This is a genomic window from Cupriavidus sp. GW821-FHT07C08, from assembly GCF_059419025.1.
The window spans coordinates 34,458-47,606 of sequence record NZ_JBWKQZ010000006.1 but is presented as its reverse complement, the minus strand read 5'-3'; the positions used below and the strand labels follow the sequence as shown (position 1 = coordinate 47,606).

The following is a 13,149-nucleotide window of genomic DNA, read 5'->3' as shown; positions in this document are numbered from 1 at the left end:
AAGTCAGTCGGCCTGGATGCCGAACTCCTTGACCACCTTGGTATAGCGGGCCGTGTCGGCGGCGATCAGCTTCGACAGCACCGCCGGCTCGCCGCCCGAAGGCGTGACCGCGATGGTGGCCATGCGCGCCACCACGTCGGGCATCTTCAGGATCTCATTGACGTGCGTGTTGAGCGTGCGCACCAGGTCGGCCGGCATGCCCTTGGGCCCGAGCAGGGCCTGCCAGGCGCCGATCTCCACGTCCTTGTAGCCCAGCTCGGCCAGCGTCGGCACGTTGGGCGCGAACGGCGAGCGCTTCTGGTCCGCCACCGCCAGCGGCACCAGGCTGCCGTTGCCGACGTACTGCGAGATCGCGCCGTAGGTGATGTAGGTCACCGGCACCTGTCCGCCGATCACGTCGACGATGGCAGGGGCCAGGCCGCGGTAGGGCACCTGGCTGATCTTGATGCCGGCGGACTTGTTGAACAGTTCGCCCATGATGTGCATCGGCGAGCCATTGCCGGGCGTGGCATAGGTTTCCACCTTGCCGGCCTTGGCGCGCGCCACCAGGTCGCTGACCTTGGTGATGCCGGTGCCCTTGTTGACGACCACGAACAGCGACTGCGTGCCGATCTGGCTGATCGGCGTGAAGTCGTGCTGCACGTCATAGCTGGCGCCGGCGCCAGCCTTGAGCACCAGCGGCGCGATGGCGACGGTGTTGGGGGCCAGCAGCAGCGTGTAGCCGTCCGGGTTGGCCCGGGCCACGTAGGCGCTGCCGATGGTGCCGGCGGCGCCGGTGCGGTTTTCCACCACCACCGACTGCTTCAGGCGCGGGGCGAGCTTTTCGGCGAACATGCGCGCCAGCACGTCGACGTCGCCGCCGGCCGGGTAGGCCACAACGATGGTGATGGGCTTGTTCGGGTACGCACCCTGGGCCAGGGCGGTGCCGCCGGTGGCAGCGACCAGGGCGGTCGCGGCGGCCAGCGTGGCGAGTACTTTGCGGCGTACGGACTTCATGATGTGCAGACCTCTGTAAGACGTGGCGCCCGGACGGGCCGGGGCCAATGGCTGTGTTGGCGTCCGGCGCGTTGCATGCGCCGGACGGTACCGCCGGGGGGCGCGGAGAAAATCAGAAAACGTGCTTGATGCCGATCATCGAGCCCCACTGGTTCTCGCCCGGGCGCGGGTTAGAGCCAGGCGAGCCGCCGCTGACCGACATGGCCAGCTGGCCGCCGTTGTTGATAAAGCCGGCGGTGGCGTACACCGAGGTGCGCTTGCTGAAGCTGTACATCGCGCGCAGCGTATAGAGCATGGCCTGGTTGTCGCTGCCGTGGAAGTTCAGGAAGTAGACCTGGCCCGCCAGGTTGACCGCGGGGGTGATGTCGTAGGACGCGCCGGCGTAGTACAGGTCGCTGATCGGCGTGCGGCTGCCCTCGTTGTCGCGGCGGATCCAGCCGGCGCCGATCTTGGCGCGCTGGAACAGCATGTAGCCGCCCAGCGACAGGCGGTCGTCGGTCAGGTTGCTGTTGGTCAGGCCGCCGAAGGCGCCCGGGCCGCCGCGCTGCGAGTCATACGCGGCGGTGACGCCCCAGGTCTTGTTGTCGTAGCCAAGCATTGCCGACCACTCGCGGCACGCCTTCTTGTCGGCGGCGTTCTCGCCGGCGCAGTTGGTGCCCGAGGGGCTGGGGCCGGCGTTGACCGCGTCGCGCCCGAAGCTGTAGGTGGCGCCCACCACGAAGCCGTTGAAATTGGCCTTGTACGACACCGCGTTGTCGGCGCGCGTATTGGGCAGGTAGCTGTCGAGCGAGCCCGAGCCGTACACGTTGGGCCCCAGGACATCGCTGTCGAGCGTGGCCCAGAACAGCATGGTGTACTGGCGGCCGAACGACAGCGTCCCGTACTGGTTGGTCAGCCCGACCAGCGCCTGGCGCCCGAACAGGCGGCCGCCCTGGTTGGAGGTGCCCGAATCCGGCGAGAAGCCCGACTCCAGCACGAAGATGCTCTTCAGGCCGCCGCCCAGGTCTTCGGTGCCGCGGATGCCCCAGCGCGAGGGCACGGTGGCGGTCAGGTTGGGCATGCGCACCAGGCCGTTGCCGTTGGCGCCGACATTGCTCACATACTCGACGCCCGTGTCGATGACCCCGTACAGGGTGACCGAGGATTGTGCCGAGGCCAGCAGGGGGAAAGCCGCGGCCAGGCCTGCGGCGATTCGTGCAAGTTTCATCTACCAGTTTCCTTCCGTTTTCCGTTTTGTCGTCTTGTTGTCCGCTGCCACTACGGATGGCGGCCGCGAATGCTGTTTCGGTCTCTTTTGTGTTTTATATATGAAACATCAAACAACATAAGAAACGTCAGGCAAAATATAGCTGCGAGTTTCCACAAGATGTGAGGAGGGTTATCCCTAGTGAGGCAGCGCCACGACGGCTAACACCGGCTCTGCGCGGAGGTTTTCAACCTTTTTATCGTTAACCCTCATCCCGGTTGCGCCCCGACACGCCTATGCTTCAAAAGTTTTATTACCAAACCTAAGTTTTATATATGGAACAAAATCAGCCTCGCAAGCCAGCCGAGCCAGACCGGCAGTTGCTGGAAGCCCTCGACAGCGGGTTTGCCCAGCGCGTGGTACAGGTGGGCGCGGGCGGCGAGCGCGTGGCCTACCGCTGCGGCGGGGGCACGGGCCCGGCGGTCGTGCTGCTGCACGGCATCAGTTCCGGCGCGGCGTCGTGGCTGCCGTGCGCGAGCCTGCTGGCCGCGCACGCGCGGGTGATCGCCTGGGATGCACCGGGCTACGGCGATTCGTCGCCGCTGGCGCAGGCGCGGCCATTGGCGTCTGACTACGCGCAGCGGCTGGACGGACTGCTGCAGGCGCTGGGCGTGCAGCCGGCGCTGATCGTCGGGCATTCGCTGGGCGCGCTGATGGCGGCGGCCTATGTCGCCAACGCACGCCAGCTGCCCGCGCGCCTGCTGTTGCTCAGCGTGGCGCAAGGCTACGGCGGCGCGGGGAGGGAAGCCCAGGCAAGGGAGGTTGCGCGCCAACGGCTGGAGGCGCTGGAGTCCCTTGGTGTGGACGGGCTGGCGCAACGCGGCCCGGCCCGGCTGCTGAGCGAGGAGGCCGACCCCGGCGCCCAGGCATGGGTGCGCTGGAACATGCAGCGGCTGAACCCGGACGGCTACCGGCAGGCGGTGGCGATGCTGTGCGGCGATGACATCCACGCCTACCTGGCGCGGCGCCCGGAGGCACTGCCCACGCAGATCGCCTGCGGCAGCCGCGATGTCGTCACCACGCCGCCCGCCTGCGGCACGCTGGCCGAACGCTTCGGCCTGCCGTTCTCGCTGATCCCCGATGCCGGCCATGCCTGCTATATCGACCAGGCCGCCGCCACCGCGCGGCTGATCCGCTCGGTGCTGGACGACGTCACCTGAAGCCACCGCGGCGGCGCCTGCCGCCGCATCCCACGTGGTGGCGCGCACCTTGCGCCACCCCTTCCAGATTTCGTAGTGCTGATCGCGGGTTAACCCCAGTCAATTTTTGCGGCCGCGTTGTCTATAGTCGTACCTGTGTTCAATATCTAAACCAGTGTTTCATTAGTAAAACGTAGCCAGGCGATCGCAAGACCGGTCGACGCGGCACGCGGAACACGGTCCCCCCCGCTGCAAGACATGGAGCAAAGCGCAATGGAAAGCCTCTCGTACAACCCGAACCTGGTGCCCTGGGAGCGTCCGGCGCCGAACAACGTGGCAGGCAAGGGCCATATCGAGCAACCCGGCAAGGTCGCCAACATCGTCTGGCAGACCCGCGCCGCCGCACCGACCGCCTATGAGAACGCGCTGGGCGATGCCCTCGAAGCCGCGTTCGAAGGCGGCGCGCAGAACCCGCAGGACATCGTGCGCGCCTTCAACGACGCCGGTTTCCTGGGCGTGGACGGCCAGCCCTGGACCGAAGAGCGCTTCCTGTCCGAAATGCGCCGGCTGGGTGCCTGAGCCCGCCCCAGTCCAAGTCCAGCCTCGAAGCGAGAAAACCATGGAATCGAACAAGCAAGCCCGCACCGAAGCCCGCCTGAACACCGGCCTGCGCAACTACTGGTACCCGGTCGCCGCCTCGTGGGCGGTGTCCCATGCCCCGATCGGCATTACCCGCCTGAGCCAGAACATCGTGCTGTGGCGCGACGGCGAAGGCCAGGTCCACGCCCTGGAAGACCGCTGCCCGCACCGCGGCGCGCGCCTGTCGATGGGCTGGAACCTGGGCGACCGCGTTGCCTGCTGGTACCACGGCGTCGAGGTGGGCGGCGACGGCCAGGTCAAGAGCGTGCCGGCGGTGGAAAGCTGCCCGCTGGAAGGCCGCACCTGCGTGCGCAGCTACCCGGTGCAGGAGAAGGCCGGCGCCATCTTCCTGTGGTTCGGCGACCAGGCCCCGCAAGGCGAGGGCAGCCCCGACGAACTGCGCCTGCCGGAAGAGTTGGTCAGCGACGAGCACAGCAACTTCCTGTGCGTGGCGCACTGGAACTGCAACTACCGCTACGCCATCGACAACGTGATGGACCCGATGCACGGCGCCTACCTGCATGCGGTGTCGCACTCGATGGCCAGCGGCGAGAAGTCCGCCGTGATGCAGGTGCGCGAGACCGAGCACGGCCTGGTGTTCGAGAAGACCGGCCAGCGCGGCGTCAATTTCGACTGGGTCGAATTCGGCGAGACCGGCACGCTGTGGCTGCGCCTGGCGATTCCGTACCGCGCCAGTGTCGGCCCGGGCGGCCCGTTCGGCATCGTCGGCATGGCCACGCCGGTGGATGAAGACCACTGCATGGTGTTCTTTTGGCGTACCCGCCACGTGCAGGGCTGGGAGCGCGACGTGTGGCGCTTCCTGTATCGCAACCGCCTGGAGCAGCTGCACTGGGACGTGCTGGAGCAGGACCGCGTGGTGCTGGAAATGATGGCCCCGAACGCGCGCGACCACGAGATGCTGTACCAGCACGACGCCGGCATCACCCGCGTGCGCCGCCTGCTCAAGCGCCGCGCCGAGCAGGAAGTGGCCGACGAGCCCGTCGCCATGCTGCAACCCGCCGGAGCCGCCAGCCATGCCTGAGGCAAACACCAACAACACCTTGCTGGCCGGGCGCAAGGTGCTGGTCACCGGCGCCGCGCGCGGACTGGGCCTGGCCTTCGTCAAGGCGCTGGCCGAAGCCGGCGCCACCGTGGCCATGGCCGACATCCTGGCCGAGCGCCTGCAGCAGGAAGCCGACGCCCTGCGCGCCCGCGGCCTGAAGGTGGTGCCGGTCACGCTGGACCTGTCCGATCCGGCCTCGGTGCAGGCTTGCGCCGAGGCCGCGGTCAAGGCGCTGGGCGGGCTCGACGGCCTGGTCAACAACGCCGCCGTGACGGATTCCGGCGGCCGTGACGCCGCCGCCATCGACATCGCCACCTGGGACCGCGTGATGAACGTCAACGTGCGCGGCACCTGGCTGATGACCACCGCCTGCCTGCCGGCGCTGCGCGCCAGCGGCCGCGGCGCCATCGTCAACCTGGCTTCGGACACGCCGCTGTGGGGCGCGCCCAACCTGCTGGCCTATGTGGCGAGCAAGAGCGCCATCATCGGCATGACCCGTTCGCTGGCGCGTGAACTAGGCAAGGACCAGATCACGGTGAACGCCGTGGCCCCGGGCCTGACGCTGGTGGAAGCCACCGAATACGTGCCGCAGCACCGGCACGACCTGTACCGCGAGCAGCGCGCGATCACGCGCGAGCAACTGCCCGACGATGTTTGCGGCGCGGTGCTGTTTGCACTGTCCGACCTCGCCCGTTTCGTGACCGGCCAGACGCTGGCGGTCAACGGCGGCTTTGTCATGCATTGAACCAACCGATCCACTGAAAACAGAAGGAATCCAAATGAGCGATCTTTCTCAACCACAAAACATCAAGCGTTCCTGGGACCAGCCGGAAGACGCCTCGTTCGACCAGTGGATGGAAAGCCGCGTGGCGCGCTTCTCCACGCGCAAGTACGACTGGGACGCGCTCAAGTTCCAGGCCGACTACGACCCCAAGTACCGCCGCGCGCAGATGCGCTACCTGGGCACCGGCGGCACCGGCGTGGCCGCCGACACCAACACCGTGCCGAGCGAGCATTTCACCTTCTCCACGATGATCATCCCGGCCGGCCATGAAGGCCCGTCGCATATCCACACCGACGTGGAAGAGGTGTTCTTCATCCTGCGCGGCAAGGTCAAGCTGATCCTGGAAAAGGACGGCGAGCGCTTCGAGACCATCCTGACTGACCGTGACCTGGTCTCGGTGCCCCCTGGCGTCTACCGCGAGGAAATCAACATCGGCGAGGAAGACGCGCTGATGTGCGTGATGCTGGGTGCCAAGAAGCCGATCACGCCGACCTACCCGCCCGAGCATCCGCTGACGAAGATCAAGCGTTGATGCCGGCGAACGTCCGTCAGCACGCATCCACCGAAGCCATGAGCAGCAACCCCATCCCCGCCACGCCCGCCGCCAACGAGACCCCGGACAAGTACATCGTCCCGGGCCTGGAGCGCGGCCTGCGCCTGCTGAGCGAGTTCAGCAGCAAGGACCGCACCATGTCGGCAGCGGAACTGGCGCGCCGTCTGAAGGTGCCGCGCTCGACCGTGTTCCGCCTGCTGGCCACGCTGGAAATGCTGGGCTTTGTGGAACGCGCCGATGGCGGCCGGGATTTCCGGCTGGGCATGGCCGTGCTGCGCCTGGGGTTTGAATACCTGGCGTCGCTGGAGCTGACCGAACTGGGCCGCCCGCTGCTGGAGCGGCTGCGCGACGAGATCGGCTACCCCAGCAACCTGGTGGTGCGCGACGGGCGTTCGATCGTCTACGTGGCCAAGGCGGTGTCGCCGCGGCCGTTTGCAAGCTCGGTCAACGTCGGCACGCGCCTGCCCGCGCATGCCACGGTGCTGGGGCGCGTGCTGCTGGAAGACCTGTCGCTGGCGGAGCTGCGCACGCTGTACCCGGAAACGCAGCTTGCGGTGTTCTCCGAGAGCACGCCGCGCACTGTCGACGAGCTGCACGAGATCGTCCAGCGCGACCGCGAGCGCGGCTACGTGCTGCAGGAAGGCTTCTTCGAAGCCAGCATTTCGACCATTGCCGCGCCGGTGCGCGACCGTACCGGCAAGGTGGTGGCGGCGCTGGGCGCCACCATCCCCGCCGCGCATATCGATCCGGCGCAGCTGGATGCGATGGTGGAGAAGGTCAGGGATACCGCGGGCGAGCTGTCGCGCCTGCTCGACTACCGCCCGTCGCTGCACACCAGCGGCGCCAAGGTGTTGAATCTGTATCGGGAGTGAGGACAATGTCCATGATTGAACTCGGCGGCAAGGTTGCCGTCGTTACCGGCGGGTCCTCCGGCATCGGGCTGGCGACCGTCGAGCTGCTGCTCGAAGCGGGCGCCGCCGTGGCCATGTGCGGCCGCGACGAGAACCGCCTGCGCAGCGCCGAGGCGCAGTTGCGCGAGAAATTCCCCGGGTGCCGGCTCTATGCCGCCACCTGCGACGTGCTCAAGCCTGAACAGGTCGCCGCCTTTGCCGCCAGCGTGCAGGCCACGCTGGGCAACGTCGACATGCTGGTCAACAATGCCGGCCAGGGTCGGGTGTCGACCTTTGCCAACACCGAAGACGCTGCCTGGATGGAAGAGCTGCAGCTCAAGTTCTTCTCCGTGATCCACCCGACGCGCGCCTTCCTGCCGCAACTGGAGAAGTCAGGCCAGGGCGCCATCGTCTGCGTCAACTCGCTGCTGGCGCAGCAGCCGGAGCCGCACATGGTGGCCACCTCCGCCGCGCGTGCCGGCGTGCTCAACCTGGTGCGCTCGATAGCCACCGAGTTTGCGCCCAAGGGCGTCCGCGTCAACGGCATCCTGATCGGGCTGGTCGAATCGGGCCAGTGGCGCCGCCGCTTCGAGGCGCGCCCCGAAGCAGACCGCAACCTGGACTGGGCCGCATGGACCGCGCGCCTGGCCCAGCAGAAACATATTCCCCTTGGCCGCCTGGGCCTGCCGGTCGAGGCAGCCCGCGCCATCCTGTTCCTTGCCTCGCCGTTGTCTTCGTACACCACGGGCAGCCATATCGATATCTCCGGAGGACACTCCCGTCATGCCTAATCAACACCAGTACGAACAACAGCAGGTCACCGTTGGCTGCGCCATCACGGCGTTTCTCGAGCAGTGCGGCGTCAAGGCCGCCTTCGGCGTGATCTCGATCCACAACATGCCGATCCTCGATGCCATGGGCGAGCGCGGCAAGATCCGCTTCGTGCCGGCGCGCGGCGAAGCGGGCGGCACCAATATGGCCGACGCCTATGCCCGCACCACCGGCGGCCTGGGCGTATGCCTGACCAGCACCGGCACCGCCGCGGGCAACGCCGCCGGCGCCATGGTCGAAGCGCTGACCGCCGGCACGCCGATGCTGCACATCACCGGCCAGATCGAAACGCCGTACCTGGACCAGAGCCTCGCCTACATCCACGAAGCCCCGGACCAGCTCACCATGCTGAAAGCCGTGTCCAAGGCCGCCTTCCGCATCCGCAGCGCCGACACCGCCATCAGCACCATCAAGCTGGCCGTGCAGACCGCGCTGACGGCGCCGACCGGCCCGGTCAGCGTGGAGATCCCCATCGACATCCAGGCCGCGCTGATCGATATGCCGGCCGACCTGCAGCCGCTGCCGGTGCCGCAGCACGTACCGTCGGCGCATGCGCTGGACGCGCTGGCCGAGCGCCTGGTCAAGGCCAAGCGCCCGCTGCTGTGGCTGGGCGGCGGTGCGCGCCACGCCAGCAAGGAGGTGCAGCGCCTGCTGGACCTGGGCTTCGGCGTGGTCACCAGCACGCAGGGCCGCGGCATTGTGCCGGAAGACGATCCCCGAACGCTTGGCGCCTACAACCTGCACAAGCCGGTCGAAAACTTCTACCAGACCTGCGATGCGATGCTGGTGGTGGGTTCGCGCCTGCGCGGCAATGAAACCCTGAAGTACGAGCTGAAGCTGCCGCGCCCGCTGCTGCGCATCGACGCCGACCCGGCCGCCGAAGGCCGCTGCTACCTGAGCGACTACTTTGTCAGCGGCGACGCCGCGCTGGCGCTGGACGCCCTGGCGGATCGGCTTGAAAAGCGCATGCAGATCGACCCGGCCTTCGCCGCCGACCTGCGCCGCGCCCACGACACCGCCGTCAACAGCCTGGTCGACGGCCTGGGCCCGTACTCGGCGCTGGTGCAGGCGCTGCAGGGCGCGGTCGGCCGCAGCTTCAACTGGGTGCGTGACGTGACCGTGTCGAACAGCACCTGGGGCAACCGCCATCTGCGCATTTTCGATTCGCGTGCCGGCGTGCACGCGCTGGGTGGCGGCATCGGCCAGGGCCTGGCCATGGGCATCGGCGCCGCGATCGGTGCTGCGGCGACCGCTTCGGGCAAGAAGACCTTCACGCTGGCCGGCGACGGCGGCTTTATCCTGAACCTGGGCGAACTGGCCACCGCGGTGCAGGAACGCGCCGACATGGTGATCGTGCTGATGAACGACAAGGGCTACGGCGTGATCAAGAACATCCAGGACGCGCAGTACGGCGGCCGCCGCCACTACGTGGACCTGCATACGCCGGACTACGCCACGCTGGCAAAGTCGCTGTCGCTGCGCCATGCCCGCGTGAGCAACCTGGCCGAGGTCGGCACCGCGCTGGAAGCGGCCACGGCCGAGTCGGGCCCGTTCCTGCTGGAGATCGACATGCTGTCGATCGGTTCCTTCAAGACCATCTTTGCCGGCCCCCCGGTGAACAAGGACAACGAAGAGCCGGCGCGCGAACAAACCACTGTCACCGCCTGAGGGAGACCGGAGATGCTGCATGTGTCCATGGTTGGCTGCGGCGCGATCGGCCGCGGCGTGATGGAATTGCTCAAGAGCGATCCTGACGTGGTGTTCGACGTGGTGATCGTGCCGGAGCACACGATGGACGAGGCCCGCGACGCGGTCTGCGCGCTGGCGCCGGGGGCCCGCGTGGCGACGCACCTGGACGACCAGCGTCCCGACCTGCTGGTCGAGTGCGCCGGCCACCATGCGCTGGAAGAGCACATCGTGCCGGCGCTGGAACGCGGCATCCCGTGCATGGTGGTGTCGGTGGGCGCGCTGTCCGAGCCCGGCATGGCCGAGCGGCTGGAAGCGGCCGCGCGCCGCGGCGGCACGCAGGTGCAGCTGTTGTCGGGTGCGATCGGGGCCATCGATGCGCTGGCTGCAGCGCGTGTCGGCGGCCTGGACGAAGTCATCTACACCGGCCGCAAGCCGGCTCGCGCCTGGGCCGGCACGCCGGCCGAGCAGCTCTTCGACCTGAATGCGCTGACCGAGGCGACCGTGATCTTCGAAGGCACGGCCCGTGACGCGGCGCGCCTGTATCCCAAGAACGCCAACGTGGCCGCGACGGTGTCGCTGGCCGGCCTTGGCCTGGACCGCACCTCGGTCAAGCTGCTGGCCGACCCGCATGCGGTGGAGAACGTACATCACGTGGAGGCGCGCGGCGCCTTCGGCGGCTTCGAACTGACCATGCGAGGCAAGCCGCTCGCGGCCAACCCCAAGACTTCCGCGCTGACCGTGTTCAGCGTGGTGCGCGCACTGGGCAACCGCGCGCACGCGGTATCGATCTAGTCCCGGCAGCCACGCCCCACAGACTTAGCAGGCAACGACAATGAAGACGCAAGAAGTACTCCCCATCTGCATCGCGGGCGAATGGCGCCTGGGGACCGGCGACCGCTACGGCACGCGCTACCCGGCCACCGGCGAAGTGGTGGCCGAACTCAACGCCGCCAGCCTGGCGGACGTGGAAGAAGCCGTGCAGGGCGCCCACCAGGCTTTTCTCACCAGCGGCTGGGCCCAGCGCAAGCCGCATGAGCGCGCCGCCGTGTTGTACCGCGTGGCCGAGCTGATCCGCGCCAAGGGCGAGCAACTGGCCCAGCGCCAGCGCCTGGACAACGGCAAGCCGATCAGCGAGACGCGCGCCCTGGTGGCCAGTGCCGCCGGCACCTTCCAGTTTTTTGCCGCCGCCTGCGAGACGCTGGAAGAAACCATCACGCCGCAGCGCGGCGACTGCCTGACCATGAGCGTGTACGAGCCCATGGGCGTGGTTGCGGCGATCACGCCGTGGAACTCGCCGATCGCCAGCGAGGCGCAGAAGATGGCGCCGGCGCTGGCCGCGGGCAACGCCGTGGTGGTCAAGCCCGCCGAAGTCACCCCGCTGATGGCGCTGGAACTGGCGCGCATCTGCGAAGAGGCAGGTGTGCCCAAGGGCCTGGTCAGCGTGCTGCCGGGCAAGGGCTCGGTCATCGGCGACGCCATCACCAAGCATCCGCTGGTGCGCCGCGTGTCGTTCACCGGCGGCACCACCACCGGCAAGCACATCGCCCATATCGCCGCCGACAAGATGATGCCGGTGTCGCTGGAGCTGGGCGGCAAGTCGCCGACCATGGTGTTCGACGATGCCGACCTGGACCACGCGGTCAACGGCGTGCTGTACGGCATCTTCAGCTCGTCGGGCGAGTCGTGCATCGCCGGCTCGCGCCTGTTTGTGGCGCGCTCGCAGTACGAAGCCTTTATCGACCGCCTGGCCGCCGGCGCCGCACACCTGCGCGTGGGCGACCCCGCCGACGAGCGTACCCAGATGGGCCCGCTGATCACCGACCGCCATCGCGACAGCATCGAGTCTTACGTCGCCGCAGGCGTGGAAGAGGGCGGCCAGCTGCGCACCGGCGGCCTGCGTCCCGACGTGGCCGGCCTGCCCAACGGCTATTTCTACACGCCGACCATCATCGAAGGGCTGGATAACAACGCGCGCATCTGCCAGGAAGAGATTTTCGGGCCGGTGCTGGTGGCGATCCCGTTCGACGACGAGGACGACCTGATCGCGCAGGCCAACGACAGCGTCTATGCGCTCGCCGCCGGCATCTGGACGCGCGACTACAAGCGCGCCTGGCGCGTGGCACGGGCCGTGCAGGCGGGCAATGTGTGGATCAACACCTACAAGCAGTTCTCGATCGCGACGCCGTTCGGCGGCTGGCGCGACAGCGGCCTGGGCCGCGAGAAGGGACGGCTTGGCATCCTGCAGTACATGGAGCAGAAAAGCGTGTACTGGGGCCTGAACGAACAACCGCTGCCGTGGGCCAACCACTGAACCCGGCAGGCTGGAGAGAAGCAATGATCAAGGTATTGGGGATCGACGAGATCGTCTACGGCGCGGATGACTTTGACGCCTGCCGTGGCTTTTTCACCGACTGGGGCCTGGCCATCAAGCGCGACGACGCGCAGGGCCTGGATTTCGAAACGCTCAACGGCTGCCGCGTGCTGGTGCGCCGCATCGACGACGCCACGCTGCCGCCCGCGATCGAAGCCGGCCCGACGCTGCGCGAAGTGGTGTGGGGCGTGGACTCGCAGGCATCGCTCGACCATCTCGCGGACGCGATCGCCGACGCACCGGGCTTCGTGAAGCAAGGCGAGGGTGATACGTTGCGCATCGGCTGCACCGACCCGAACGGCCTGGCCGTGCGTTTCCAGGTCACGCGCAAGCATGACGTGCAGGTCGAATGCGCACTGATGAACACGTGGAACGACAAGCCGCGCCTGAACCAGCGCAGCCCGATCTACGACCACGCCACCCCGATCGAGGTGGGCCACGTGGTGTTCTTCGTCAAGGACGTCAAGGCCACGGAGCGCTTCTATGTCGAGAAGTTCGGCTTCGTGCCGTCGGACCGCTATCCGGACCGCGGCGCCTTCCTGCGCTGCACGCCCGAGGGCGGCCACCACGACCTGTTCCTGCTGCAGCTGCCGGAACCGAAGAGCGGCCTGAACCACGTCGCCTTCACCGTGCGCGACATCCATGAAGTCTTTGGTGGCGGCATGCATGTCTCGCGCAAGGGCTGGGATACGCAGCTCGGCCCGGGCCGGCACCCGATCTCGTCGGCCTACTTCTGGTACTTCAAGAACCCGGCCGGCGGCCTGATCGAGTACTACGCCGACGAAGACCAGCTGGACGAACACTGGGAGCCGCGCGCTTTCGAGCCGGGCCCGACCATGTTCGCCGAATGGGCGATCGAGGGCGGCATCGACGGCAACACCCGCCGCCAGAAGAACGCGGGCGGACCGGCAGGCAAGTTCCTGACCGAGAAGCGGTAAGTCAGCAGCA

13 protein-coding genes are annotated in these 13,149 nt (G+C 67.8%); 11 read left to right on the top strand and 2 right to left on the bottom strand.

The window, feature by feature from the left end; all coding sequences use genetic code 11:
* Positions 1-3: 3 nt before the first annotated feature.
* Entirely contained in the window at positions 4-996 is a 993-nt protein-coding gene (locus AC07UK_RS09960; protein ID WP_013952358.1) for a Bug family tripartite tricarboxylate transporter substrate binding protein, read from the bottom strand.
* Positions 997-1,108: 112 nt separating this feature from the next.
* The gene (locus AC07UK_RS09955) at positions 1,109-2,203 is read right to left on the bottom strand and encodes a porin (protein ID WP_436223911.1); all 1,095 of its coding nucleotides are present in this window, start codon (positions 2,201-2,203) and stop codon (positions 1,109-1,111) included.
* Between the two features lie 314 nt (positions 2,204-2,517).
* On the opposite strand from AC07UK_RS09955, the gene AC07UK_RS09950 reads away from it, so the two are divergent.
* The 11 genes from AC07UK_RS09950 to AC07UK_RS09900 all read left to right on the top strand — a co-directional run bounded on the left by AC07UK_RS09950 (position 2,518) and on the right by AC07UK_RS09900 (position 13,139).
* A complete protein-coding gene (locus AC07UK_RS09950) occupies positions 2,518-3,402 on the top strand; it encodes an alpha/beta fold hydrolase (RefSeq protein WP_436223910.1) in 885 nt (294 codons plus the stop codon).
* Positions 3,403-3,654: 252 nt separating this feature from the next.
* Entirely contained in the window at positions 3,655-3,960 is a 306-nt protein-coding gene (locus tag AC07UK_RS09945) for a recombinase-like helix-turn-helix domain-containing protein (protein WP_010811689.1), read from the top strand.
* A 40-nt stretch (positions 3,961-4,000) separates the two neighbouring features.
* Complete coding sequence (locus AC07UK_RS09940; protein WP_436223909.1) at positions 4,001-5,062, top strand: aromatic ring-hydroxylating dioxygenase subunit alpha; 1,062 nt, start codon at positions 4,001-4,003, stop codon at positions 5,060-5,062.
* The gene (locus tag AC07UK_RS09935) at positions 5,055-5,828 is read left to right on the top strand and encodes an SDR family oxidoreductase (protein WP_010811687.1); all 774 of its coding nucleotides are present in this window, start codon (positions 5,055-5,057) and stop codon (positions 5,826-5,828) included. Before AC07UK_RS09940 ends, AC07UK_RS09935 begins: the two co-directional genes overlap by 8 nt.
* A 34-nt stretch (positions 5,829-5,862) precedes the next feature.
* Positions 5,863-6,399: a cupin domain-containing protein gene (locus tag AC07UK_RS09930; RefSeq protein ID WP_013952364.1), complete on the top strand. Its 537-nt coding sequence runs from the start codon at positions 5,863-5,865 to the stop codon at positions 6,397-6,399.
* 38 nt (positions 6,400-6,437) lie between these two features.
* Positions 6,438-7,292, top strand: a complete 855-nt coding sequence (locus tag AC07UK_RS09925; protein ID WP_436223908.1) for an IclR family transcriptional regulator — start codon at positions 6,438-6,440, stop codon at positions 7,290-7,292.
* Positions 7,293-7,297: 5 nt separating this feature from the next.
* A complete protein-coding gene (locus AC07UK_RS09920) occupies positions 7,298-8,101 on the top strand; it encodes an SDR family oxidoreductase (RefSeq protein ID WP_436223907.1) in 804 nt (267 codons plus the stop codon).
* A complete protein-coding gene (locus AC07UK_RS09915) occupies positions 8,094-9,809 on the top strand; it encodes a thiamine pyrophosphate-binding protein (RefSeq protein WP_436223906.1) in 1,716 nt (571 codons plus the stop codon). The genes AC07UK_RS09920 and AC07UK_RS09915 overlap by 8 nt, the downstream gene beginning before the upstream one ends.
* A gap of 12 nt (positions 9,810-9,821) precedes the next feature.
* Entirely contained in the window at positions 9,822-10,622 is an 801-nt protein-coding gene (locus AC07UK_RS09910) for an aspartate dehydrogenase (protein ID WP_013952368.1), read from the top strand.
* A gap of 40 nt (positions 10,623-10,662) precedes the next feature.
* Positions 10,663-12,141: an aldehyde dehydrogenase gene (locus tag AC07UK_RS09905; protein ID WP_436223905.1), complete on the top strand. Its 1,479-nt coding sequence runs from the start codon at positions 10,663-10,665 to the stop codon at positions 12,139-12,141.
* A gap of 23 nt (positions 12,142-12,164) precedes the next feature.
* Positions 12,165-13,139 carry a VOC family protein gene (locus AC07UK_RS09900; protein ID WP_436223904.1) on the top strand — a complete coding sequence of 325 codons (975 nt, stop codon included), beginning with the start codon at positions 12,165-12,167 and terminating at the stop codon, positions 13,137-13,139.
* Positions 13,140-13,149 lie beyond the last annotated feature (10 nt).

Coding starts and splice junctions, on each gene's coding strand:
- AC07UK_RS09960 (WP_013952358.1), bottom strand. CDS start 996: ATGAAGTCCGTACGCCGCAAAGTACTCGCCACGCTGGCCGCCGCGACC.
- AC07UK_RS09955 (WP_436223911.1), bottom strand. CDS start 2,203: ATGAAACTTGCACGAATCGCCGCAGGCCTGGCCGCGGCTTTCCCCCTG.
- AC07UK_RS09950 (WP_436223910.1), top strand. CDS start 2,518: ATGGAACAAAATCAGCCTCGCAAGCCAGCCGAGCCAGACCGGCAGTTG.
- AC07UK_RS09945 (WP_010811689.1), top strand. CDS start 3,655: ATGGAAAGCCTCTCGTACAACCCGAACCTGGTGCCCTGGGAGCGTCCG.
- AC07UK_RS09940 (WP_436223909.1), top strand. CDS start 4,001: ATGGAATCGAACAAGCAAGCCCGCACCGAAGCCCGCCTGAACACCGGC.
- AC07UK_RS09935 (WP_010811687.1), top strand. CDS start 5,055: ATGCCTGAGGCAAACACCAACAACACCTTGCTGGCCGGGCGCAAGGTG.
- AC07UK_RS09930 (WP_013952364.1), top strand. CDS start 5,863: ATGAGCGATCTTTCTCAACCACAAAACATCAAGCGTTCCTGGGACCAG.
- AC07UK_RS09925 (WP_436223908.1), top strand. CDS start 6,438: ATGAGCAGCAACCCCATCCCCGCCACGCCCGCCGCCAACGAGACCCCG.
- AC07UK_RS09920 (WP_436223907.1), top strand. CDS start 7,298: ATGTCCATGATTGAACTCGGCGGCAAGGTTGCCGTCGTTACCGGCGGG.
- AC07UK_RS09915 (WP_436223906.1), top strand. CDS start 8,094: ATGCCTAATCAACACCAGTACGAACAACAGCAGGTCACCGTTGGCTGC.
- AC07UK_RS09910 (WP_013952368.1), top strand. CDS start 9,822: ATGCTGCATGTGTCCATGGTTGGCTGCGGCGCGATCGGCCGCGGCGTG.
- AC07UK_RS09905 (WP_436223905.1), top strand. CDS start 10,663: ATGAAGACGCAAGAAGTACTCCCCATCTGCATCGCGGGCGAATGGCGC.
- AC07UK_RS09900 (WP_436223904.1), top strand. CDS start 12,165: ATGATCAAGGTATTGGGGATCGACGAGATCGTCTACGGCGCGGATGAC.